This window comes from Rhizobium sp. A37_96 (assembly GCF_053521765.1).
Genome location: NZ_JBNWDS010000003.1, coordinates 283615 through 307319 on the forward strand (window position 1 = coordinate 283615; position 23705 = coordinate 307319).

24 protein-coding genes are annotated in these 23705 nt (G+C 60.7%); 11 read left to right on the forward strand and 13 right to left on the reverse strand.

What is annotated here, in order from left to right:
• Complete coding sequence (locus tag ACQZ6J_RS13070) at positions 1-822, forward strand: ABC transporter permease (protein ID WP_449084354.1); 822 nt, start codon at positions 1-3, stop codon at positions 820-822.
• Between the two features lie 4 nt (positions 823-826).
• On the forward strand, positions 827-1570 hold the full coding sequence (locus ACQZ6J_RS13075; RefSeq protein WP_163985297.1) for an aspartate/glutamate racemase family protein: 744 nt from the start codon (positions 827-829) through the stop codon (positions 1568-1570).
• A gap of 24 nt (positions 1571-1594) precedes the next feature.
• Here ACQZ6J_RS13075 and ACQZ6J_RS13080 read toward each other — a convergent pair whose 3' ends face one another.
• Entirely contained in the window at positions 1595-2266 is a 672-nt protein-coding gene (locus ACQZ6J_RS13080; RefSeq protein WP_449084355.1) for a helix-turn-helix transcriptional regulator, read from the reverse strand.
• Positions 2267-2394: 128 nt separating this feature from the next.
• Between ACQZ6J_RS13080 and ACQZ6J_RS13085 the strand changes: the two genes are divergently transcribed.
• Together ACQZ6J_RS13085 and ACQZ6J_RS13090 are read left to right on the forward strand one after the other, a co-directional pair.
• Positions 2395-3531: an aminotransferase class I/II-fold pyridoxal phosphate-dependent enzyme gene (locus tag ACQZ6J_RS13085; protein ID WP_449084356.1), complete on the forward strand. Its 1137-nt coding sequence runs from the start codon at positions 2395-2397 to the stop codon at positions 3529-3531.
• A gap of 105 nt (positions 3532-3636) precedes the next feature.
• The gene (locus tag ACQZ6J_RS13090; protein WP_449084357.1) at positions 3637-4926 is read left to right on the forward strand and encodes a DUF763 domain-containing protein; all 1290 of its coding nucleotides are present in this window, start codon (positions 3637-3639) and stop codon (positions 4924-4926) included.
• A 37-nt stretch (positions 4927-4963) separates the two neighbouring features.
• Here ACQZ6J_RS13090 and ACQZ6J_RS13095 read toward each other — a convergent pair whose 3' ends face one another.
• The gene (locus tag ACQZ6J_RS13095) at positions 4964-7300 is read right to left on the reverse strand and encodes a glucose/quinate/shikimate family membrane-bound PQQ-dependent dehydrogenase (RefSeq protein ID WP_449084358.1); all 2337 of its coding nucleotides are present in this window, start codon (positions 7298-7300) and stop codon (positions 4964-4966) included.
• 353 nt (positions 7301-7653) lie between these two features.
• Between ACQZ6J_RS13095 and ACQZ6J_RS13100 the strand changes: the two genes are divergently transcribed.
• A complete protein-coding gene (locus ACQZ6J_RS13100) occupies positions 7654-7842 on the forward strand; it encodes a hypothetical protein (protein ID WP_163985292.1) in 189 nt (62 codons plus the stop codon).
• 60 nt (positions 7843-7902) lie between these two features.
• Here the strand turns inward: ACQZ6J_RS13100 and ACQZ6J_RS13105 are convergent, their stop codons facing one another.
• The 3 genes from ACQZ6J_RS13105 to ACQZ6J_RS13115 form a co-directional block, all read right to left on the reverse strand.
• On the reverse strand, positions 7903-8631 hold the full coding sequence (locus ACQZ6J_RS13105; protein ID WP_449084359.1) for an esterase family protein: 729 nt from the start codon (positions 8629-8631) through the stop codon (positions 7903-7905).
• Positions 8628-9587: an acetylxylan esterase gene (locus ACQZ6J_RS13110; protein WP_449084360.1), complete on the reverse strand. Its 960-nt coding sequence runs from the start codon at positions 9585-9587 to the stop codon at positions 8628-8630. Before ACQZ6J_RS13110 ends, ACQZ6J_RS13105 begins: the two co-directional genes overlap by 4 nt.
• Positions 9588-9660: 73 nt before the next feature.
• Positions 9661-10218 carry a GNAT family N-acetyltransferase gene (locus ACQZ6J_RS13115; RefSeq protein WP_449084361.1) on the reverse strand — a complete coding sequence of 186 codons (558 nt, stop codon included), beginning with the start codon at positions 10216-10218 and terminating at the stop codon, positions 9661-9663.
• A gap of 232 nt (positions 10219-10450) precedes the next feature.
• Between ACQZ6J_RS13115 and ACQZ6J_RS13120 the strand changes: the two genes are divergently transcribed.
• The 5 genes from ACQZ6J_RS13120 to ACQZ6J_RS13140 all read left to right on the forward strand — a co-directional run bounded on the left by ACQZ6J_RS13120 (position 10451) and on the right by ACQZ6J_RS13140 (position 14177).
• Positions 10451-10729 carry a hypothetical protein gene (locus ACQZ6J_RS13120; RefSeq protein ID WP_449084362.1) on the forward strand — a complete coding sequence of 93 codons (279 nt, stop codon included), beginning with the start codon at positions 10451-10453 and terminating at the stop codon, positions 10727-10729.
• Between the two features lie 30 nt (positions 10730-10759).
• Entirely contained in the window at positions 10760-11047 is a 288-nt protein-coding gene (locus ACQZ6J_RS13125; RefSeq protein ID WP_163985287.1) for a hypothetical protein, read from the forward strand.
• A 458-nt stretch (positions 11048-11505) separates the two neighbouring features.
• Positions 11506-13248 carry a diguanylate cyclase gene (locus tag ACQZ6J_RS13130; RefSeq protein ID WP_449084363.1) on the forward strand — a complete coding sequence of 581 codons (1743 nt, stop codon included), beginning with the start codon at positions 11506-11508 and terminating at the stop codon, positions 13246-13248.
• The gene (locus ACQZ6J_RS13135; RefSeq protein ID WP_449084364.1) at positions 13232-13519 is read left to right on the forward strand and encodes a hypothetical protein; all 288 of its coding nucleotides are present in this window, start codon (positions 13232-13234) and stop codon (positions 13517-13519) included. Before ACQZ6J_RS13130 ends, ACQZ6J_RS13135 begins: the two co-directional genes overlap by 17 nt.
• A 37-nt stretch (positions 13520-13556) precedes the next feature.
• Complete coding sequence (locus ACQZ6J_RS13140) at positions 13557-14177, forward strand: hypothetical protein (protein WP_449084365.1); 621 nt, start codon at positions 13557-13559, stop codon at positions 14175-14177.
• Positions 14178-14301: 124 nt separating this feature from the next.
• On the opposite strand, the gene pepT is transcribed toward ACQZ6J_RS13140, so the two are convergent.
• The 3 genes from pepT to ACQZ6J_RS13155 form a co-directional block, all read right to left on the reverse strand.
• On the reverse strand, positions 14302-15534 hold the full coding sequence (pepT, locus tag ACQZ6J_RS13145; RefSeq protein WP_449084366.1) for a peptidase T: 1233 nt from the start codon (positions 15532-15534) through the stop codon (positions 14302-14304).
• Positions 15535-15710: 176 nt separating this feature from the next.
• The gene (locus tag ACQZ6J_RS13150) at positions 15711-16232 is read right to left on the reverse strand and encodes a DUF992 domain-containing protein (RefSeq protein WP_449084367.1); all 522 of its coding nucleotides are present in this window, start codon (positions 16230-16232) and stop codon (positions 15711-15713) included.
• A 247-nt stretch (positions 16233-16479) separates the two neighbouring features.
• Positions 16480-17727, reverse strand: a complete 1248-nt coding sequence (locus ACQZ6J_RS13155; protein ID WP_449084368.1) for an adenylate/guanylate cyclase domain-containing protein — start codon at positions 17725-17727, stop codon at positions 16480-16482.
• A 224-nt stretch (positions 17728-17951) separates the two neighbouring features.
• Here ACQZ6J_RS13155 and ACQZ6J_RS13160 point away from each other — a divergent pair, with 224 nt between their 5' ends.
• Positions 17952-18533 (forward strand): nucleoside 2-deoxyribosyltransferase, encoded by a 582-nt coding sequence (locus ACQZ6J_RS13160; RefSeq protein ID WP_449084369.1) that lies wholly within the window; start codon positions 17952-17954, stop codon positions 18531-18533.
• Positions 18534-18564: 31 nt separating this feature from the next.
• Here the strand turns inward: ACQZ6J_RS13160 and ACQZ6J_RS13165 are convergent, their stop codons facing one another.
• The 5 genes from ACQZ6J_RS13165 to ACQZ6J_RS13185 all read right to left on the reverse strand — a co-directional run bounded on the left by ACQZ6J_RS13165 (position 18565) and on the right by ACQZ6J_RS13185 (position 23626).
• A complete protein-coding gene (locus ACQZ6J_RS13165; RefSeq protein WP_449084370.1) occupies positions 18565-19374 on the reverse strand; it encodes a phosphate/phosphite/phosphonate ABC transporter substrate-binding protein in 810 nt (269 codons plus the stop codon).
• A gap of 6 nt (positions 19375-19380) precedes the next feature.
• A complete protein-coding gene (locus ACQZ6J_RS13170) occupies positions 19381-20385 on the reverse strand; it encodes an ornithine cyclodeaminase family protein (RefSeq protein ID WP_449084371.1) in 1005 nt (334 codons plus the stop codon).
• Positions 20386-20496: 111 nt separating this feature from the next.
• On the reverse strand, positions 20497-22011 hold the full coding sequence (locus tag ACQZ6J_RS13175) for an HAL/PAL/TAL family ammonia-lyase (RefSeq protein ID WP_449084372.1): 1515 nt from the start codon (positions 22009-22011) through the stop codon (positions 20497-20499).
• Entirely contained in the window at positions 22008-22778 is a 771-nt protein-coding gene (gene hutC, locus ACQZ6J_RS13180) for a histidine utilization repressor (RefSeq protein WP_449084373.1), read from the reverse strand. Before hutC ends, ACQZ6J_RS13175 begins: the two co-directional genes overlap by 4 nt.
• Complete coding sequence (locus tag ACQZ6J_RS13185) at positions 22775-23626, reverse strand: MaoC/PaaZ C-terminal domain-containing protein (RefSeq protein ID WP_449084374.1); 852 nt, start codon at positions 23624-23626, stop codon at positions 22775-22777. The genes hutC and ACQZ6J_RS13185 overlap by 4 nt, the downstream gene beginning before the upstream one ends.
• Positions 23627-23705: the final 79 nt, after the last annotated feature.

Sequence of the window (23705 nt, forward strand, 5' to 3'; positions counted from 1 at the left end):
ATGAACCGCGAAAAGCGCAGTCTGGAATTCTATATCCTGGCGATCTTCTTCACCGTTTTCGTGCTGTTTCTCTACGGCCCGCTTTCGGCGGTCGTCATCCTGTCCTTCCAGGGGCCGGATGGCGGCCTGACCTTCCCGTTGAACGGCGTGTCGCTGCATTGGTTCGCCAATCTGTTCGAGAAGCAGGCGGTCGGTGATTTCGGAGCTTCGTTCCAGCGTTCCCTGATGCTCGGCGTGATGGTGATGATCGTCACCGTCGTCGTATCGCTGCTGGCGGGCCTTGCCTTCCGCCGCCGCTTTCGCGGTTCGACATTCCTGTTCTATGCGACGGTCGCCAGCCTCGTCGTGCCGTCCATCATCATCTCGCTCGGGATCGGTGTCGTCTTCCAGCAGGGCGGTCTGGCGCCTGCCTGGTATTCCTCGGCCTTCGGCGCGCATCTGACCTGGACCTTGCCCTTCGGCGTGCTCATCATGTTCGCGGTCTTCAACCGGTTTTCGCCGGCCTATGAGGAAGCCGCCCGCGATCTCGGGGCGAGTTCCTGGCAGACCTTCCGCCATGTCGTGCTGCCGATGATCGCGCCGAGCCTCATCGGCGTCGGCCTGTTCGGCTTCACGCTGTCCTATGACGAGTTCGCCCGCACCCTGATGACATCAGGCACTTACAATACCCTGCCGCTCGAAATCTACGGAATGACGACGAACGTCACGACACCCGTTCTCTATGCGCTCGGAACGGTGACGACGCTTTTTTCCTTCACGATCATTCTCGTGGCGCTTGCAGTTATGACCATGCTCGGCCGCCGCCAAGCCAAGAAAAGTTGAGACCATGCGCCTGCTGCTCATCAATCCGAATACCACCGTTTCCATGACGGAGAAGGCGGCGATAGCCGCGCGTGCCGTGGCCAGCGCCGGCACGGAGATCATAGCCGCCACCTCGCAGATGGGACCGGCCTCGATCGAGGGCTATTACGACGGCGCCATCGCCGTACCCGGCATGCTGCGCGAATTGAAGGAGAGGCAGGCCGCGGGCTATGATGCGGCCATCATCTGCTGCTTCGACGATACCGGCCTGGAAGCCGCACGCATGCTTTGCGATGTCCCCGTCGTTGGCCTCTGTGAATCCGCCGTTGCGACGGCCGCTTTTTTGGCGCAGCGCTTCAGCGTGGTGACGACGCTCGAGCGCTCGCGCATTCTCATCGACAATCTTGTCCAGCGCTACGGCATGGGTGGACGCGCGAAGGTTCGCGCTTCGGATATTCCCGTCCTCGAGCTTGAAGACTCGTCTTCCGGTGCAATCGGAAAGCTGCGGGCGGAAATCGAGCGCGCGCTCGCCGATGATGGAGCGGAAGCCATCGTGCTCGGCTGCGCCGGCATGACGGATCTCGCAAGAGAGCTGCAATCGATCTATGGCGTCCCGGTCGTTGATGGTGTCGCCGCGGCGGTCAAGCAGGCCGAAGCGCTGGTATCGCTCGGCCTGTCGACCAGCAAGCGCAGTTCCTATGCCTCGCCATTGCCCAAAGCCTTTTCGGGTACGATGCGCGATTTTGCGCCGATGCCGCTGCTGGCCTGACAGCAGCGACCTTCGGTGAAGGCCTTACGCCTCAACCGTTTGCAGCTTGTTGTGTCGCGCGTCGCGCAGATGCTTGTAGACCGTCGCACGGGAGATTCCGAGCAGCTTGGCAAGATAGGGGACGAGATTGCGGATGGCGAAATAGCCATCCTCTTCCAGCGCTTCGATGAGCGCCGCATGATCTTCCTTTGCCAGTGCGGAAGCCGCGAGCCCGCGTTCGCCAAGAAAATCCGCGATCGCGCTGTTGACCGTTTCCTGCCAGTCCGTGCGGAAAAGCGCGGACGGCTGTGCGCCTGTTCCCTGAAATGCGGCAAGAAGATTGAGCGCGTCGCGCGCTGCCTCGATCGGTGCGATGTCGAAATTGATGCAGAGCAGGCCGAACGGCTCGGCTGCCTTGGTCCTGAGAACGGCGGTGATGGATTTGAGCTGCCGTCCGTCGAAATTCGTTTTGCGATAGGGGCCGATGACATCGGTGCCGAGGGCTCCGATGTCCTTCAGTTCGGCAAGAGACGAGCCGCCGATTTCACGTCGTGACAGGTTGTTGGCGATATGAGCGATGGTCTGGGTTCGCAAGTCGTGGATGACGACTTCCGCATGCGGCTTCAGCAGTGCCGCCACCGCTTCCGCGATGGGGACAAATTGCAGGATATCCTCCTGAGCCCACTCCGCGCCGCCTGCGTTCGCGCTCTTCGCCATGGTTGCCTTCCGTTCACGTTAATTTACAATCGCTCTATATTTGACAGTTTGTCAATATCTCTCTAACGTCATGGTCTACTGGATCGGCACGGATTTGTGCCGGTCCTTCTCGTTTATGGAGAAAACCCATGCCGCTCCTGCCGGACTTCAAGCTCGAAACCTATTTCTCGAAGTGGGAATTCAGCGCGCGCTACCACATGACCGCCTCCGACGCGCAAAGCATGACGATGGCGGAGCTGCTGGCGATGGCGACGCCGGAGCAGCGGCGGGAGCATGAGACCCTGTGGCTGGGCTATAGCGAGACCTTCGGCAATCCGGAGTTGCGCGCGATCATTGCCGGCCTCTACGGGCAAATGCAGGGCGCTGATATTCTGTGCTTCGCGGGGGCGGAAGAGGGCATCTACATCGCCATGCATGCGCTTCTCGATAAAGGAGACCATGCGATCGTCGTCACCCCGAACTATCAGTCGGCGGAAACGATCCCGCTCAGCATTTGCGATGTCTCGGCCGTGGCGCTCGATCCTGATGACGCCTGGTCGCTCGATATCGACGCGGTTGCCGCGGCGATCCGGCCGAATACCAGGCTGATTTCGATCAACTTCCCTCATAACCCCACAGGCAAGGTCCTCGAAAGGGAGCGTTTCGATGCGCTCGTGGAGCTCTGCCGGCGGCATGGCATCTGGCTCTTCAGCGACGAGGTCTATCGCGGGCTGACCGTCGAGGGCAAGCCGCTGTTGCCGGCCGCCGCCGACGTCTATGAGCGCGGCCTTTCGCTGGGCGTCATGTCCAAGGCCTACGGATTGCCGGGCTTGCGCATCGGCTGGATCGCCTGCCGGGATCACGTCCTGCTTTCGAAGATGGAGCGGATGAAGCACTATCTCTCGATCTGCAACGCCGGGCCGAGCGAGAGCCTGGCCAAGATCGCCCTGCTGAATGCCTACAGGATCCTCGACTGCAACAACCGTCTGATCGCTTCCAATCTGGTGAAGTTGAAGGGGCTGTTTTCGGAATTCGAGCATCTCTTCGATTGGTATACTCCTGACGGGGGCTGCGTCTGCTATCCGCGCTATAAGGGCGCCGATGGCGTCGAGACGTTTGCGCGCGATCTGGTCGAGCAGGCTGGCGTACTCCTCCTGCCGGCCAGCCTCTACCATTCGGATCTCCATCCAACGCCCGGCGATCGGTTCCGCATCGGCTTCGGCCGCGCCAATATCGACGAAGGCATCGCGGCGATGCGTTCCTACCTGCTGCGCAATCGCGCCTGACCGCCACGGCCTGCTTCCAAATGCGTGAAATCAGAAGAGCGGAGCGGATGGCGCAGACCTGACGCCGGGGCTACAATGCCACGGTAAAGAACGAGAGTCGTGGATTTGGCACAGAGAGCTGGCAAAGCTGACCTTCCCCTGCATGGCGGCCGCGTGCCGCGCTGGCTTGGAGACCGGATGACACGCCTGGGCGCTGTCATCACCGAAGCGATCGTGCAGCATTACGGGCGCGACGAGCTGTTTCGCCGCCTGGCCAATCCTTTCTGGTTTCAGTCCTTCGGCGCCGTCATGGGCATGGATTGGCATTCCTCGGGCATCACGACGAGCGTCCTCGGCGCGTTGAAGCGCGGTCTGACGCCGCTGTCCGGCGAGCTCGGCATCCATGTCTGCGGCGGCCGCGGTGCGCAATCGCGCAAGACGCCGGACGAGCTGCTTCATATCGGCGATCGCGTCGGCATCGACGGCGTATCCCTCGCCACCAAGAGCCGGCTGATCGCAAAAGTGGACAGCGCAGCCGTGCAGGACGGCTTCGATCTTTATCTTCACGGCTTCATCGTCGCCGATGACGGCAAGTGGGTCGTCGTCCAGCAGGGCATGAACGGCGAGCGGCGACAGGCGCGGCGCTATCACTGGCTATCCGAAGGTCTGACGAGTTTTCTGGATTCGCCCCACGCAGCCATAGAAGGGCGCGAGCAGGGTGAGATCATCAACCTCGCCGACAGGCGCGCAGAACACTCTCGCAGCGAGCAACTTGATTTGCTTTCGTCAATCGGTCCAGACGGAATTATCCGCGAATTCAATGTTTTGGAACGGCAAGCTGAAGGAAAGACCAAACCAGAGCTTCAACCGATGCTGCCCTATCTCATCATGCCGGCGCATCATGACGTGCGCGAGGAAGACGTCAACATGCGTCGCCTCCATGGCAATCTTGCCGCCGCGGCCGATCGCGGCCCGGTGGATTTCCAGGAGCTGTTGCTGACGCCCGGTGTGGGTGCGAGAACGGTTAAGGCTTTGGCCATGGTCGCGGAAGTCGTCCACGGTGCGCCATGCCGTTTTTCCGATCCGGCCCGCTTTTCGCTGGCGCATGGCGGCAAGGATAGGCATCCCTTTCCCGTGCCGCTGAAAGTCTACGACGAGACGATCAGCGTAATGAAATCGGCCGTCAGAAAAGGTCGGCTCGGCCGGGACGAGGAACTGTCAGCCCTCAGGCGCCTGGACGATCAGTCGAGAATGCTGGAGCGATATGTCACCGGTCCCGATCTCAAGGAGATCGTTGCCGGCGAATTCGACCGTTCCTTCTCCTATGGCGGCCGCAGCGTCTTCGGCTGGGAACCGCCCTCCGATCCCGCCGCCGATCACATGGAGGCGGATCAACTGCGCTCCCGAAAGAGCTGAGAAGGGCGAGGGGCGAGGAGCCCCGCTTCAACCTCAGCTAAGGCAACGTATAGCCGATCACATAGTCACCCGGCTTCGTCCCAACCGAACCGTGTCCGCCCGCGACCATCACGACATATTGCTTGTTGTCGCTGGCCGTATAGGTCATCGGCGTCGCCTGACCACCGGCCGGCAGCCGTGCTTCCCAGAGTTGCCTGCCGCTGGTGACGTCATAGGCGCGCAGATAATCGTCGACTGCGGCGGCGAGGAAAGCGACGCCGCCCTTGGTGACGATCGGGCCGCCAATGCCGGGAACGCCGACCTTGAAGGGCAGCGGCAGCGGCGTCATGTCATGGACGGTGCCGTTCTTGTGCTTGTAGGCGATCTTTCCGGTCTTCAGGTCGACGCCGGCGACATAGCCCCATGGCGGCGCCTGGCAGGGAATGCCGAGCGGGCTGACGAATGGCCCCATATAGACGCCGTAGGGAGACCCTTCGTTCCGGTTCAGGCCCTGTTCGCTGCCCTTGTCGCCCGCTCCCTTCGGCGGGATGTCGGCCCTCGGCACCAGTCTCGAGGTGAAGGCCAGGTAGGTCGGCATGCCGAACATGATCTGCCGTTCGGGATCGACTGCGACGCTGCCCCAGTTGAAGGTGCCGAAATTGCCGGGAAAAATGATCGAGCCACGCAGCGACGGCGGCGTGTAGCGGCCTTCATACTGATGCTGATGGAAGGCGATGCGGCAGGCGAGCTGATCGAACAGCGAGACGCCCCACATGTCCTTTTCCTGCAGAGGCGGCGGCGAAAACGTCAGGTCCGAGATCGGCTGCGTCGGTGAGGCGTGATCCTCGGGAATGGTGCCGCTGGGCGCCGGAATCTCCTTGAAGGGAATGATCGGGGCTCCGGTGCGGCGATCCAGCACATAGATGTCGCCCTGCTTGGTCGAGGCGACGAGCGCAGGCACGGTGCTGCCATCGGCCTTGGTCAGGTCGACGAGCACGGGCTGGGCCGGCACATCCATATCCCAGAGATCGTGATGAACGAATTGCTGCACCCATTTGAGCTGGCCGGTGTTGATGTCCAGCGCCACCACCGAGGAGGAGAAGCGCTCGACGTTGGCGCTGCGGCCCATTCCGAGCTGGTCGGGCGTCTGGTTGCCGAGCGGGACATAAACCACGCCGAGCTTCTCGTCGGCGCTGGAGACCGACCAGCTATTCGGCGAGTTGGTTGTATAGGTCTGGCCGGCAGGCAGGGGCGCCGTCTGGTCCGGGTTGCCGGAATCCCAGTTCCAGAGCAGCGCGCCCGTCCTTGCGTCGAAGGCGCGGATGACGCCGGACTGTTCCTGGATGGAGTAGTTGTCGTTGACAGCGCCGCCGATGATGATCTTGTCGGCAACGATCACGGGCGGCGACGTCGAATAGTAATAACCGGCCGGATTGTACTTCATGCCGGTTTCGAGATGCAGCGTCCCCTCGTTGGCGAAGCTGGAACATACCTTGCCATTGGCGGCGTCGAGCGCGATCAGCCGTGCATCCGAGGTCGGCAGATAGACGCGGTCGGCGCAGGGCGCTCCCGCGGCGACTGCGCTGTCGTGATAGTAGGAGACGCCGCGGCATGTCTGATGCTGGCGGTTGGGGTTCAGGCCGGCATTGGCGTCGTACCGCCATTTCTCCTTGCCGTCCTTTGCGTCGAGGGCGATCGCCAGGCTATGGGGCGTGCAAATGAAAAGAGTGTCGCCGATCTTGAGCGGCGTGACCTGGTAGGTCGTCTCGCCGATATCGTCAGGCCGCTTCACGTCGCCTGTCTGGTATCGCCAGACTTCCTTGAGGTTGGCAACGTTCTGCGCATTGATCTGATCGAGTGGCGAGTAGCGCTGGCCGAAGGAGGTTCGGCCATACTGATGCCATTCGCCGTTCGGGACATCGCCTCCCATCTGCGCATTGGTCGCAACCGTTGTCGGCAATTCGCCCGAGAGATCGTGGGGATCGGTCGTCATCGAATAGGCGGCGGCGAGGATCGCGATGAACAGCGAGACGGCGAGCGGCCATGGGTTGGCCCCATAATGAACGCCGTCGAGGCTGCGAAAGCCGAGCGGCCGCCGGATCCAGGGTGTCAGCAACCAAAGGCCGATCAGAATGATCAGGCCGCCGCGCGGACCAAGCTGCCACCAGTCGAAGCCCACCTCCCATATCGCCCAGGCAAGTGCGGCGAGCACGAAGATGGCATAGAGCCAGAGCGCCGCGGCCTTGCGCATGAAAAGCAGGATCGCCGTCACGAGAAAGGCCAGGCCTGCCAGCACATAGAAGGCGCTGCCGCCGAGCAGCACCAGCCAAAGGCCGCCGCCGCCAAGCGCCAGGCCGATGAGTGCCAGAATGATCGAAGTGATGAGAATGGCCATGATCCGCTCCAGTCTATCCGCCGATTGGACAGTGATTGATGGAAGGCATGCAAAACCACGCGGGCGCCGGAAGGATCCCGAGGTTAGTCTATGTCGAAATCGATGTTGGTTTATCCTGTGGCAGCGACGGGTGCCGTTTCCAGGGCAATTCGGACCGATGCATCAAGCTCCCCAATCAATCAGAGATTGAACGCCGAAAGCGGGAGAATGTTCCAATCCGGCCAGCCGTTCAAGTTCGATACCGTGGCGCCCCAATTGATTAACGGACGTAGTTAATTTTTTAACAATTGTCCGGATACTAATGGAACAAACATTGGAATCAAGGATTTCCGTGCAGAGCCGGAGGACTAGAGATGAATCTGAAGATCGTTACCGCCCAGTCTGAAGTCGAGACCGAGGACACCGGAACCTATCCGGACGGTATGATGGAGCGCATTCTTGTCGAATTTTCCGCGGGCTCCGAGCAGCAGCATCGCAAGTCCCACGAGCGGGACTACGGTGCCCGCAAGGTGCTCCGGCCGATCCCGGCTGCGCTAGCCTGAAATGGCGGCGGTGAGTGCCGCTTGCTTCGGCGCGCGGCATATCGAAAGCCGATTGCCGCGTCAGACGTAGAGCGGCGCCATCCTCCGCCACGCGCCGGCGCGGTGCGCGCGCCCATCCCATATGTGCAGTTGATGATTGATCCGCTTCTCGGCCAGCAGGCGACTGAGATGGCGATTGTTGTCGAAGAAAGGGTCGGTGCCGCCGATCGTCATGACGATATCGATCTGGCGTAGCTTCTCCAGTTGCCATTCGCAGGCAAGCCCCGGCAGAAAATGCGTCGGCGTGTGAAAATAGATGTCGTCGTCATAATAGCCGTCGAACAGATCCGTGAAGGATTCGACCTTCATCGTCAGATCGTAGCGACCGGAAAATGCCACCAGCTTGCGAAAGAGGTGAGGGTGACGGAAGACGAGGCTGGCGGCCTGGAAGGCCCCGAGGCTGCAGCCGTGAACGATGATGCACTCATGAGGGTTCTTCTGCGCCATCAGCGGCAGGACTTCGTTCAGAATATATTCCTCGAAAGCGTTGTGTCGGCGAATGCGCTCTGCAGGGTGTCGATGGGAGCCGTAGAAGGTTTCCGCAGCCAGTCCCTCGATGCAATAGAGCTGAAGCTGCCCGGCATTCAGCTTGTCGGCAAGGCTTGCGACGATGCCGATCTGCTCATATTCCCAGAAACGGCCTTCGCGCGTGGGAAACACCAATACCTTTGCGCCTGCGTGGCCGAACACCAGCAGCTCCATGTCTCGTTCCAGCCTCGGGCTGTACCAGCGCAGATATTCGCGGTTCATGGCACCTTGAAAAATCGCCCCACCTTGTCTCGCAGAATTGCGTTCTGCTCTTCGCTGCCAGCATAATCGAAGTGGCCGGCATCCAGGATGAAGATTTCGTTAAACTTCTGTAGCGCATTTGCGACGGAGAATTGGCACGGGGGCGCAACGGCAGGATCGAACAGGGCAGGGGCGACGAGCATCGGCACGGTGATCCGGCTCGCCGCGATCGCCGCGTCGAAGAAACGCAACGTTTCCAGAACGCTGCCATGCTGCTTCTGATAGGCCTGGACGGACTGGGCGCTGCCGACGGTCGGCAAGGTCAACCACAATTGCCTATGGCCGAACGTCGGAACCACCAGATGCCCGCGCTTGATCCTCGCATCGAATGGAATTGCCAGGGCGCCGATACCGCCTCCGAAGCTGATGCCGCTATAGCCGATATGGCCGGCAAGCCATGGGTAGAGGGTATGCAACGCCGAAACGCCGAGCCAGATGTCCTCGACACAGCCGCCGATAATATAGGTATCGCGACTTTCGATGCCGTAGAGGACATGACCGGACGCATCGGATGGGATCTGCGGGCTGGCGCTGAGGGAAAGGCCTCGGCTGCAGGGAAACAGGACAGCCGTCTCTTCGACCGGCAGATCGAATTCGGGCTGGTCTCTTCCGCCATATCCATGGCCGACGATCAGGCCGCGCCGCACCTGGCCGGTGCGGGGAACGATCAGCCAGCCGTTGATCTGAAACGATCCCGTTGACATGTAGCTGACATCGAAGACATGCCAATCGTCGTGTCGCAGCCTGCTATGGCGAAGTCGCGGTTGCGGATCGATAGCGATGGCGGCCTTGTAGCGCTGCTGCCAGAACTCGTCGAAGCCGGGCGGCGCTTCCGGCGGCTGGATGGCGAGCAGCTGTTCCTGCTCCATGCCGTAGGTGGGATCGAAATCAAAGGGATGGGCCGTCGGTATGGTCATCTGAAATTTGTCTCGTGAAAGCACCGTCGACGCAAGGGCGAACTCGATCGCCAACATCGCCGGCCGCAGCCGTTCATTGATGGGTCTGTTGCGTGGGGCGATCGATGCGATAGAGCACATGCGGTCGCAGGATATGGCCAGGCGGGACAGTAGTGTCTTCGAAATCGCCGTCTTCGACCCGCACCATGCCGATCTTTTCCATCGCGTGGCGCGACGGGAAATTGATATCGGAGGTATAGCCGATCACGCATTCGGCCTGCAGCTGCTGCCAGGCAAACTCCAGGAAACGGTGGCTGACTTCCGTCGCATAGCCCTTGCGCCAATGGGCGCGGCCCAGAATCCAGCCGATTTCAAGCGGGAAGTTGCCCGGAACTTCCGGTCCGGGTCGAGATAGTCCCGCGCCGCCGATCAGGGCGCCGTCGGCTTTGCGCTCGACGGCGAGGAAGCCGAAGCCTCTCCGTGTCAGCTGCTCGTTGGCCTCGTCGATCAGCTCGCGGGTTTCCTCCGACGTGAGGAGGTGCGGATAATAGTATCGCCGGACCTCGGCATCCGCGTTGATGGCGGAAAACGGAGCGTGGTCGCTATCCCGCCAGGGCCTGAGGACAAGTCGGGACGTTTCGAGAATAAGCATTAGGCTCCCTGCGCGAATGGATTGACTTGGGCGACATGAGGGGCACGCAGCATCCTGCAAACGTCACGAAACCGGAAAATTCTCCATCCACGAATTTGCTGGAGGAGTCCATCTTTTCCGCCGCGATCTGGTCTTTGTGACTTGGCCGCTCATGTCGAAAAGATGACGCAAATAGACTGTGGTTTTTGCGAACCGCTGTCGCTTCCCGGCCCGCGTTGGAGTATAGTGAGGCATGATTAGGTTGCTAACAATACTTGCGGGAGTTTCGATTGCAGGCTGCGCATCGGCGGAGCAAAGTCAGATCGTTCAAGGCGCCTACAGGATCCAGGATTGTTCGAGTGCGGTGGATCAGGTCTTGTGGAAAACGAAAGGACGCCTGCTGTCCGTCAAGCCGCGTGAGAAACGTTGTATCGTGACCGTGATCATTCCGCATGGTGAGCAACGGCCTGAAAAGGTGGTCGTTCGTGTCGATTATACCGATGCGGACAACGGCCAGGAGAATGAGCAATAACCGCGAGCGGTAAAAGGGACCGCGTGAAAAATGGGCGAAGTCATTCAGTTCCGACCCACAACAAGATATGGCAAGCACCTCGATGCGCAGGCCCGTATAGAACGGGAACTATTGCTTCCCTTCGCGACGAAGGCTGCATCCGCCAGCCCTCCCGAAACATCGTCCGGCACACCTTCGAAGACAAGCTTTCCGCTGAACGGAATTGTCATCGCCCTTGGTGCGATCCTGGTCTATGCGCTGGTGATATCGCATGTAGCCGGCCAGCAGCACTATTCTGCCCGCGCCAATTTCATGCCTTCGGCCTTTGAGCAAGACTAGCTCGTTCTGCTATGCCGGCTTGACGCGCCGGTTGTTCGAAACTTTTTCCTGCCATCTCTTCGGAATTTCAAGCGAAATCTACTTGCTGGAATGTATCGATACATCATAGATACATCCTGCGAACTCATTTTCGGCACTATTCTTTTCTATTGCGCTTGCGAGCGCGACGCCGGTTATCGGCAATAATGCCGCGCTTCGGCACCGGAAGGGGCAGGCACATCATTTCGGTCCGCAAAGTACAATCCTCCCATGTTTCAGGGAGCTGCGGCCATTGGAGGTTACCCGATAGCATCGCTCCACGAAAATGAAGAGGATTTGAACCTGTTCGTTAAATGAAGATTCCACCAAATCTGGTGTAATCTGGAACGGACGGTAGTTTTGGAGAGCATTTCTTGTCGCGGCTTGGAATTCAACAGCTGCAATGGATCGGTGCAGTAGCTGTTATCATGGTTTGCTTGATGATGGCCTGTTCGACGATTGCTTTCAGTTTTTCCGATTATGTCAACTACAGGCGGGGCGTGACGGAGTTCAGCCGCTTTCATGCCGCCTTGCATGCCGCGGCGACAATCTCCAGAGAACGGGGGCCGGCAAATAGTCTCATGGGGGCGTCGGACGAGGAGCGGTCACAATTTGCCGCTGCTCTGATGACAAGCCGCGACGAGACCGACAAGGATATCGCCAGGCTCGAAACCCTGTTTCGCACGGAAATAGATCAGTCGCCGGAGATGCGCAGTACGTTCACGGCGGTGAAGGCTCAATTGGAAGCCGGCAGGCAGGCCGTCGATGCGGTGGCCGCGACGCCGCTCGAGGAGCGCAGCGGCGCGAAGATTGCGGAGGCGATCCAGACGATGTTCCGCGCGGCGGACCGTGCGCAGGACTATCGGGATGCCGCCGGCCGATCAATCATTGCGCTGGCGCCGGAAACGGGCGCCGAGGTCATGCTGGCATCGATGGCCGGGACGCTGCGGGAACGCGCGGGAAGACTGGGTTCCTACGTGGTGATGATGATGACCTCGCAAGGGCAGGCCCGTTCGCACTATCGGGCCGAGTTCGATAGCGAATTGAACCGCGTTCTCGAAGTGAATGCGCTTCTGAAGACCTATGCATCCACCACGCTTCAATCCCAGGCCATCGCAAGTTTGCTGGATCAGGTCGCGGTCAGCTATTTCGCTGGATCGCTGCCATATGCTCAGCGTGTCGCCTTCGATCTGAATAACGGCAATGCGCCGACACCGGGCGAGTTCACGACGAAATACGTTCCGGGAATGAAGTCCACCGAAACGCTGCGCGAACTCATCGAGACGACCGCAGTGACGTCGCTCGAGAAGGTTCAGCAGAAAGAGTTGAAGGCCATGCTGATCTCGGCCCTTCTCGCCGGCATGGCAATTACCGTCGTGATCGGATTGGCCTATGTGCTGAGACGGTCGCTTTTCCAGCCAATGCTTGCCGCGATACGCCAGATCGACGACATTGCCGCCGGCAACCTCGTGCAGCCGCCACGAATGCCTCACGCCGGACGCGAGGTGGGCGAGATGTTCCGGCGGCTGGATCTTCTGCGTGAGCAGCAGCGCTTCAAACGGCATCTGGAAACGGAGCGCAAATCGATGACGGAGGAACTGAGGCGCCTCTCGCAGACGGATGCGCTCACCGGTCTTCTCAATCGGCGTGCGCTTGGCGAGGCCGTGGAGCAGCTATTCGCCGCTACCGGTTCCGGCTCCCGCTCCCGCAGCATCGGTATCATCATGTTCGATATCGACCATTTCAAATCGATCAATGATCGCCACGGGCATGCCGTCGGCGACCTCGTGCTTCAGCGGACGGCCCAGATCCTGGAGCCGTGCCTGAAGCCCGATGATCTTTTCGCGCGCTATGGCGGCGAGGAGTTCATTATCGTGCTGAACGATGCGACCGAAGCATCGGCGCGGGCGACTGCGGAGAGATTGAGGGAAACGCTGGAGCGGGCCGTCATCAGCGACCAACACGGGTTGAAGGTCACGGCGAGCTTCGGCGTCGACTGGCGCACGCAATGTACGATCGCGGATTGGGAGAAGCTGGCTATCGTCGCCGACAGGCGGCTTTATCGAGCCAAGCGGGGCGGACGCAATCTGGTCTGTTCATCCGATATCGGAACGGAGGAGACAACGGCCGTGTCTACAGGGGGAAGCGGCCCGGAAAAAGCGGGTGATGCAAACGCCGCTTGATGCGGCGACCACGACGATGATGGGGCGTTACAGTTTCATCAGCGAAGAAAAGCGTCGAGCCTATGTTGACCATCTTCGACCATCGCGCCGCGCTTGCGAAGCAGATGAACTGGCGCCAGAAGGCCACATCTTGCCATCGTCGAAGACTATTGCCGGCGTCCGTGTTCGAGAGCCGGTTTTCGCAGTCACCGCTCCCTGCTCGTCAACATTTCTTTGCAAAAGGCCGGCAATTGGCCATGTTTCGGTAAAGGACACGCCACAGTTCTCGTGAGAATGGGCATTCGATATCTATTCCAGAGGAGCGGTCGATGGATACGCAGCCGATGAAATGGTGGAATGGCCAAACCGAAATGACCCGGCGGCTGAGTTCCGGGCTTGCTGTGTGCGGCATAGTGGTCGGTGCTCTCTATATCGTCGTCCAGACGGCCCCGACCGAACAAGCGATGCGCGTCTTCGACGATAGCGGCCGCATTGTTCTAGGCGGCCTTGCGCCTTTGGCGCATTCGTCGAAGAACGGATTGCAGGTCGCGGTAGATGCAAGTCCCGCCCTGCAGTTGATGTCCGTGCCGATCCCGCAGCCATCGCCTCTCGCCGCGGCCAAAAGCGGCACGCCGGTCGGAAAGAAGGTCGCCTCGCATGGCGATGTGGCCAGGATGAAGGTTGCTGCATCGGGTGGCGTCGAGCGTTTCGACCGCTGCCTGCCACAATGCGAAACGCGCGATCCATTGATCGCTGGGCATCCGCAATATGCTCAGGCTGCGCTGCCCGTGATGAAGGCTGACGATCCTCCTCCGATAGTGAGAGAAGAGGAGGGCTTTCACCCGTTGGCCGGTGCGCGCCATCTATTGATCCGGGCGGCGGATGCCCCCGGCGTCATGCTGCGGCGCGGCCGCGAAGCGCTTGACGATGTCGGCCGCATAGATTGGTAGGACGGTGCGGAGTGCCGCTTGGTGTTCGGTCACGATCATCTTCATCGAAACGAACAAGTGTACCCTGTTTCGCAACAGGGCCACCGGCTTTCAAATTGGGAATAAAGTCTACTCCTGGACGAGGTTAAGAGCGCTCTGCCCAGATCTTCGCCAATTCGACGAGTGTTTTCACGGCTTTTTCCATATCCTGCCGGCTGACCCACTCCAGTGGCGAATGAAAGGCATGGCCGCCGGCAAAAAGGTTGGCGCACGGCAGTCCCATGAAGGAAAGTCTGGATCCGTCGGTACCGCCGCGAATACTGCCGCGAACCGGCGTCATGCCGGCGCGTCGGATTGCTTCGACGGCATTTTCCACGATTTCCGGATGGCGATCGAGAACCGCCTTCATGTTGCGATACTGATGCCGCACGGTGAATGTGTGCGACGAGCCCGGATAGCCCGCCATCACGTCCTTGACGATCTGCTCCAGCATGGCTTCCTTGGTCGCAAGGCTGGCCTCGTCGAAATCGCGGATGATGAGGCCGAGCGAAGCCTTCTCCATCGAGCCGCTGACGCCCGTCGGATGGATGAAACCATCGCGTTCCGCCGTCGTCTCAGGGGCGATCTCTTTCGGCAGCCGGTCGATGATCGCTCCGGCGATCTTGATGGCGTTCTCCATTTTTCCGAAGGCAAAGCCCGGATGAATGGCTACGCCCTGGATGACGATTTCGACGCTGTCGGCCGAGAATGTTTCGTCTTCTATATGTCCAGCCGTTTCGCCGTCGACCGTGTAGGCAAATTGCGCGCCCAGTTTCTTCAGATCGACCTTGTCGACGCCGCGGCCGATCTCCTCGTCGGTCGTCAATAGCAACTTGATGGTGCCGTGACGAATGTCGGGATTGTCGACGAGATATTTGGCCGCTGCCACGATCTCGGCGAGCCCCGCCTTGTCGTCGGCTCCAAGCAGCGTCGTGCCGTCCGAGGTGATGATGTCATTGCCGATCTGATCGCGCAGGGCAGGGTGCTCGTCGACGCGGATGACCTGCTGCGGATCGCCGGAAAGGCGAATATCGCCGCCGGCGTAGTTCCGCAGGATCTGTGGCTTGACGTTCGTGCCGGTGAAATCGGGCGCGGTGTCCATATGGGAGCAGAAGCAGATCACGGGAACCGGCTTGTCGACATTCGACGGAATGGTGGCATAGACATAGCCATGCTCATCCAGATGCGCATCGGTCAGTCCCATTGCCAGCAGCTCCGCGACGAGGATGCGTCCGAGGTTTTTCTGCTTTTCGGTGGAAGGCTGCGTGGTGGAGGTCGGGTCCGATTGAGTATCGACGACAACATAGCGAAGAAAGCGATCGGTGACGGTATCGGTCATGAACCTGGCTCCCATGAATCATTCGGTCTTGCGTAAATTATAGCGGCGATAAGCCGATTTCACGCTGAAATACAGTGAAATCCGAAATGGATTTGCGCCGTCCGCCTTAAAAGAATGGCCGCTCCAGCGTTCTGCGGGAGCGGCCAAACGTCAAGCTATCGGGACGACCGAAAGCCTTAATCGGTCGAGGTCAGGGTAACGGAGGTGCCGGTTGCGGCGACGTTGAGGCCGAGCTGGCCGGTCACGCTTACCGTCTGAAGATGGATGGAGCCGGAGGTGCCGCCGACAAGGATGTTCGTGCCCACGCCGGCACCGACGGTCGCTTCAACAGTGGCGCCCTGATAGAGGCCGCTCAGCGAGCCGTGATGATAGCCGGCTGTCGGCGCAAAGACAGCCCAGATGAGCCGGCTGCGCGTCGTGAAACCGAGATCGACGCCCATCTTTCTGATCGCGCCGGTGTAGTGATCGATGCGCTCGCGTCCGACGGTCGAATGGAAGGTGCAATCGACTTCCTTGGCAGAACCGAGAACATAGCCGACGCCGCCGCCGATTTCGCAATCGAGATAGCCGATCTTCACGCCGTTGCGCTGATCCGGCTCCTCATTGTAGGTCGTCGGCATGTCCGCCGCCCGCGCTGCAGCCGCGCCTGCAATGATCAACGATGCTGCTGAAAGCGTCAGGGTCAGGATTTTTCTCATCTGTTTTCTCCTTGTCAGAGTATTATGGGTGGCATGCACCCTCGTCGTCGAGCCGATGGAATCAACCCGTATTTAACGTGTGTACGCGCAGAACGATCCCCAAAATAAGGCGGCTATCGTCATGATCTCCATCACAATATAGGGAGGTCCATCCGGGACGGCATCCCCTAATCGTTTCACGTTTTGCAACCGACTGAATCGCGCCGTACAAAATCGACGGCTTGCAAGGTTTTCTCCCGCCTGACGATCAGCTGTGCTGCAGCAGCTTCTCCTTTGCCGCGAAAGCGAAGACATCGACCGGTTCCCCCAGACCCTTGAGGGGGAAGGAGCCGAGACTTTCCATATCCCGCTGGCAGCCGGCCATATCGACGAAAGCCTTCGACAGGAGCACGGGCCGCTTGACCTCCTTCGTCAGGGATTCCAGCCGCGACGCGATATTGACGGCCGGCCCGATCACCGTGAAGTCCAGCCGGGTGCGCGAGCCGATATTGCCGTACATCACATCGCCGACATGCACTCCGACGCCATAACGCAGCACCTCGCGGCCATGCTTGCGGTTCTCCTCATTGAGTGCCGCAATGCCCGTTTGCGCTTCGCTGATGGCGAGAAGGAGATTGTGGCAGGCATTGGGGTCGCTCAATGGGAAGATGGCCAATAGCCCATCGCCCATGAATTTGAGGATTTCGCCGCCGTGCTTTTCGATCGGCTCGACCATCGCGTCGAAATAGCCGTTGAGCAGTTCGATCACGTCGTCCCGCGGCCACATATCCGAAATGGTGGTGAAATCGCGCAGGTCGCAGATGAGGATCGCCGCGCCGACCGTGGTGCCGCTCCCGCGCGTCGTGGCGCCCGCCAGGATCTTCTCACTGGCATGCGGCCCGACATAGGTGCGCAGCAGCGTGCGCGCCATGACGTTCTTCAGCCGGATCTCGGTCACCATCGTCAGGGCCGGCAGCAGGTCCTTCAGGAAAGTAATATGCCGTTCGGTGAAACCGCCGGGAGCATCCGAGGCGAACGTGACAATGTGACGCTTTCCGAGCGTGTGATAGATCGGCCAGGCGATATAGTCGGTCAAACCCTCCGCGTGCATCTCCCTGTAGAGGGGATAGTCGAGTTCCGCCTTTTCGCAAATCTCCAGATTTTTGCGGACTTCCGTCGCGCCGTTGAAGATTTCGTTGATGGGGCTTGCCAGAAACTGCGGCGTGTTTTCGACACCGTAGCTGAACATGGCGATATCGGCCTCCTTCATCCCCGTCCGCCAGAGAATCCGCGCGCCGAGCCATTGCGGATGATGCGTTCTGAAATGCATGGTCGCCCTCGCAACCGGAATTCCGGCTACCCGCATCTTTTCGCAGAGTTCGACGAGGATGTTGTCGATGAAGCGCTGATCGCGGACGTCATTCATCAGCCAATCGAGTATCTTGCTTTGTTTCGTCGGCCAGCTGCCGTGATCGTCATGTGTCGAGGCGGCAATAGCCTCAATGGAAGATTGCATTTCCTTTACCCCACAAATTCCGTCACCTGTCGCAGGCCGTCAGCGCCGTTCGATCCCGAACATCACTATACGCGTCGAGCCAAGGACCGGGAACGGCTATCGCCTCTATTTCGCGATATCGTAAATTATGCGCCCGGCTATGGCAGAAGCGCCGTGAATCGGCCATAGGCCTCATATGGTCCCGCAACTCCCGCGGTGCAATATTCTGGCGAAGAGGCAAGGGAATGAGAGCGTATTTGGCAGGTCCGGAGGTATTTCTCCCGAATGCGAGGGAAATCCTCGATCGCAAGATCGCGCTGACGCGCAGCTATGGCTTTACGCCGGTCTCGCCGGGTGACCTCTCCGTTCCCGAGACGGAAACACGCAGGCAGCGCGGCCTTGCCATCAGCGCCATCAACGAGAAGCTGATGTCGAGCGCCGATCTTATCATCGCCAATCTGACGCCGTTTCGCGGTGTTGCCGCCGATGTCGGCACGGCCTTCGAACTCGGCTTCATGTGTGCCCGCGGCTGCCCTGCATTCGCTTTTTCCAATTGCACCGAAAACCACTTCGAGCGTGTGCGCGGGCTTTATGGTGGGGAGGTTCATCTTGGTCCGGACGGACGCCATCGCGGTCCCGACGGGCTGGCGCTGGAAAACTTCGACATGGCCGACAATCTGATGCTCGACGGCGGCATTGCCGCACGCGGCGGCGTGATCGTCACCCGCAAGGTTTCGGCGGATCAGCTCTTTACGGACCTGACCGCATTCGAGGAATGCCTGGGCTTGGCTGCCGAGAAACTGCTGAAGGAAGCCGCCGGGGCATAACAGCTTGGCGGTTAGGCCTGCCTGCCGAAGCTCACCAGGGTCCAAGAGCCTCATCGATAGCGCGCGCTCTTGCGGGAAGCTGATCATAGGCAGCGATATCCGGTTCCGCAAAGCGGGCCAGCCCGAGCGCCGCCAGGAGAGCAAGACCTTCCCGATCCCGGTGGGCGCTGAGAAGGTTGCCGCGAAGCGCCTCAACGATCTCGGGAGGTTGCTGTCTGGCGGCGACCAGCAAGGGGAAGGGTGCCGGTTTCGTCGTGGCGACAATGCGCAATGGCGCAACCATCTCCGGTTCGTGCAGTGCCAGAAGCTGGTAGGCGTAGGCATCGATCGCGCCGACATCGATCGCACCGGAGCGGATCGCCTCGACAACGCCGCGCGGATTGAGGAGCGAGCCAATGGTCTCGCGGGCCGGCTGTCCGCCCGCAAGCGCTGCAAAGAATTCCCGCGGCGCGTTGTAGCCGGACTGCGAGTCGCGCACGGTCCAACCCCAACGGGCGGACACAAGATCGGCTTCCTTGAGCGGGCTTTCGCGGGCCGCGACGATGTGGCTCGCATAGACGGGTTGCCCCTTTGCCCAATCCGCCAGCGAAACGGGAGCGGCCAATGGCAGCGGGCGCTCATCTGCCGCAAGCCTGGAAAATGGAAAGCCGCACATGAAGACGGCGCCCATGTCGGGGCGCCCCCACAGCTCGGAAAGCGGAGCGGGAGCCGCATGGGCGATAACCTCAAGCTCGACGCCCGACCGGTGCGCAAGCCAATGGAAGAACCGATCCCAAGATGCTGATATCTTTGGGCTAAGGTTGTACATTCGCGAGCAGGCGATGGCGGCTGAAGTCGTCATGGCTGGTCACGCAAACCGAAGGCGCTGGCCGATATTCATACGTTTTGCCTTTTCGACCATCGCCGCCCCGAGCGCGACATCGGTCGTGCTGAGTCCACGGTGCCAGAAGAGAATGGTCTCGTCATCGCTTTCACGGCCCGGCTTGGCGCCGCACACGATCTGGCCGATCTCGGCATGCAGCGTTTCGGCCGTCACCTTGCCCTCGTCGACATGGCGGCGAAGCGCACCGAAGGGCCGGCCGGGACCGCATTGCCCCCAATCATCGACGACGACCTTGTCCATGATGTCGGTCAGGTCGAATTCGAGCGCGCTCATGGTGCCGTAAGGCACGACGAAGGCGCCTTTCTTGACCCATGCAGTCTTGAAGAGCGGCGTCGGCTCCGGAAGGCGGCTTGCCTCGATCATGATGTCGGCGCCCTTCAGGCAATCCTCCCAATTGTCCGTGACGATGATCTTCTTGCCGAGATCCTTCTCCAGACGCGCGGCAAAGGCATCGCGGCTTTCCGGACGACGCGAATGCACGCGGATCTCGTCAAAATCGAAGATGTGATCGAGCAACCGGACATTCCAGTAGGAGGTGCCGCGCGCGCCGATATGGCCGAGGATCTTGCTGCCCTTGCGGGCGAGATGGCGCGCACCGATGGCGGTGACGGCACCGGTGCGCATGTCGGTGATCGCGGTCGCGTCGATGATGGCCTTCGGCACGCCGGTGCGCGGATCGAACAGATTGAGGACCGCCATTTCCGAGGGCAGCCCCTGCTTGTAGTTGTCGACGAAATCGCCGACGACCTTGACGCCGGCATAGTCGAGCGGCTTCACATAGCCGCGCAGCACGTTGAAATGTCCCTTGTCCGAACTCTCCGGCACGAGATGAACGCGAGGCTCGATCACGGTCTCGCCGCGCCCTTGCGCATCGAGCGCCTTGGTCACGGCCTCAAGGATTTCGTCGTTGGAAAGCGCCAGCGCCTTGGCGTCGATGGCGTTCAAATAGTCGATCCAGATTTCCTGCATTACCGTTCTCCAGGCCTTTCACCGGCAATGCCGGTCTATCGAATGATGCGGGCCGTTGGATGGCCTGCGGCAAAAGGAAGTGGCAGGCGCAACGGCCTGGCCGCATGTCGCTCAGGAAGCCGCCTGCAGGGCGCTATGGGCGATAAAGTCCGATATTCTTTGAAAATCCGGCCCTTGGGCGCGGTCCTCTTCAAGCGGCGGCACCCGTTGGCGCACCTGTCGATAGGCGTGCGACGTTCCGCTGCCAAGCTCGCCCGCGACGCCGCGCAAATCGACGGCCTGCGCCGACGCGACAAGTTCGATCGCTACAAGATAGCGCAATCGCTCGATCATCGCTTCGATTTTTGCCAGAACGCTCGGCGCCATCGAAGCCTGATCCTCGACGCCGTCCGCAACCGGGATGGGCGTAAGCGAGACGGGAGCAGCCAGATGCCGTATCTCTGCTTCGAGGGCCGAGACCGTCTTCTGAACGGTGGCAAACCCCGTTCTGCTCTGTCCGAGCGGCGTCAGGAAGCGCGGCAGCTCCGACATGCCCGCCGACATGATCTTCATGGTTCTATAGGCCGTTGCCGCTGCGCAATGGGCGATTGCCTGGCCGAGCCGCTCCCAGGCCAAAACGAAGGCCGTCATGTCGAAATTGCCATGCGACAGGATCAGCCCTTCTTCGGCGAGCACGACAGGGTTGTCGCCGGAACTAGCAAGCTCGATTTCCGTGGCGACACGCGCTTCGCCGATCGCATGGAGGAGGGCGCCCCATACCTGGGGGGCGCAACGATAGCTCAAAGGATCCTGCAGACGACGCGCGGCGCCATCGGCAAGCAGAGAGCTGCCGGAAAGCAGCTCGCGAAGTCTTGCGGCTGCCTCGCGCTGGCCGAAGGCTGGCCTTGCCGCCAGTGCCCTGTCGTCGAAGGCCGATACATTGGCGCGGAATGCCTCGAAATTCAAAGCGACAGCGCCAAGCGACCAGTCAAACAGACGCTCGATATCCTCAATGCATAAACAGGCCTTGCCGACTGACAGGCTGTTGGCGACCACAAGGACATGGCCATCCTTCGGCGCGATCGGCAATGGCTTCAGCCCGGCCTTCGAAAGCGCATCGAGCGCCGGCATGACCATGCCGTCCACTTCAGCCTCGCCATCCCCGAGCAGGGCCCGTCCCATGTGGGCCAAGGGTGCAAGATCGGCAGCGCCGATCGAGCCGAGCGATGGCACGACTGGATGGAAGCCCGCGTTCAGCGCGGCGACGAGACCGGTGAAAGCCGGCAGCGACACGCCGGAGCCACCGGCCGCCATCCCGGCGATACGAGCAGCCATCATCGCCCTGACGGCTTCGCGCGGCAGCGCCGCCCCGACCCCGACGGCACGGGCTTGCGGCACCCGCAGCTGGAAAGCGATGAGATCGTCTGCGGCCAATCGCGTATCGACACCGGCACCCAAGGCTGTCGTCAGGCCATAGACGGGCCGGTCGGCAGCCAGATAGCGTTCCACGACGGCACGGGCAGCATTGATCTTCGCTTCGACCTCCGGCGAAACCACGATCCGCACACCGCGTCGCGCGATGGAAGCGATGTCGCCGATCGTCGGCGCGGCACCGGTTAAGGACACCATGTCTGCGGCCTCGGTCATTCTTGCTTGCCTCCGGGAAAAGCGCCGGGCATCCGGTGTCTTTTTCTGGAGCCGGCCTCCAGACGATATTTGTTGCCGGGGTAGGTCAGCAGCGCGCATGTGCCCACCAACTTGCCGGACCATGTGCGCCGGAAGACGCGCAGGCAGGGTTGATCTGCTTTGACGCCCAGCAACTTCCTGATCTCGGCATCCGGCTTGATAGCTTCGACGAAATGTTCGAATTCGGTGATCGGCGCCAGCTGCGTCAAATACTCGTTCGGCGTGATCGTGCTGAAATCATTGGCGAGATAATCCGGCGCGACGGCGGGATTGACATAGCGTTCTTCCACCTGAATCGGCTGGCCGTCCTCCAGATGCACGATCAGGCTGTGCATGACCTCCGTGCCGGGCGTCAAATCAAGGGCCTGCGCGATGCGGGCATCCGCCTTGATGCGGTCGGCGACCAGAACCTTGGCGGTGTGCCGGTGGCCGCGCTCGGATATTTCGTCGGCGATGTTCCTGATCTGCAGCAGATCGATATCCTCACGCTGTGAGGAAACGAAGGTTCCGAGGCCCGCGCAACGGGTCAAGACGCCTTCGAACATCAGCTCCCGCAAGGCCCGATTGGCGGTCATGCGGCTGACGCCGAAGGAGGAAACGATCTCGCTTTCGGAATAGACGCGATCGCCCGGCTTGAGCTTGCCCTCGGCAATCAGGCCGACGATCCGCTCCTTGATCCGCAGGTAACGCGGCATGTCGTTCGGCGGCTCGGCTTCCAAGCTCGTCATGCCAGCCTCGCATTGCCGTAATCGAGCACCGTCGCTTCACGGGCGGGGACGTGCGCCTGGAAATAGACATCCTGTCCGTCACGCCAGATGTCGAATTCCAGGGTATCGCCGGGAAAAACGACCGCCGTGAAACGCGCCGCGATGAAGCCTATATCCGCGAAGTCCTGCTTTCCCAGCAGGCGCCCTATGGCATAGCCCGCATAGCCGAATGTGCAGAGACCATGGAGGATCGGGCGCGGAAACCCGGCCTGGGCGGCATAGGCCGGATCGGCGTGCAGCGGATTGAGGTCGCCGTTCAGGCGATAAAGGAGTGCTGCATCCTCCGGGATCGCTACCGCAAGCCTTGCATCGCTCGCGCGCGATGGAACAGGCCGCAGCGCTTCGGGCGGCGTCCCGGCCGAGCCGCATCCGCCATCGCCACGACAGGCATTCGTCTGAGACATGGTTGCGACGATCTTCTCATCGCCGGCAGTCATGATCGTCCGGTCGAAGGTGGCGAACATGCCCCTATCAGGTCCGCGGTCGACGATCGAACGCATACGCGAGCGCGAAAGCAGGGGCACATCGACAGGCACGGGCGCGTGAATCGTCAGGCGATGCTCGGCATGGACCAGTTGCTGCCAGTCGACACCGGCATCTTCCATCCAGGAACCCGCATCGGCCACAACATTCGGCAATGTCGGCGTGACGACGAGGTCCCGTTCCTGAACCCGCCGCAAATGTGCCGCATCCAAAGGATCGTTGCCATAGCCGGTGGAAAGCGCGTAAAGAATTGCGTCCCGTGCGCTGACCGCCCGCCGCATGTCGGGAATGGGATATGCCATGAGGGACTGTGCCGTGATGGGCATGGTCAAACCCGCGTTGCGACGATCTGGCAGCGGGTGGCGGCAATCATCGGAAGCACTGTTTCATCATTGTAAATACGCA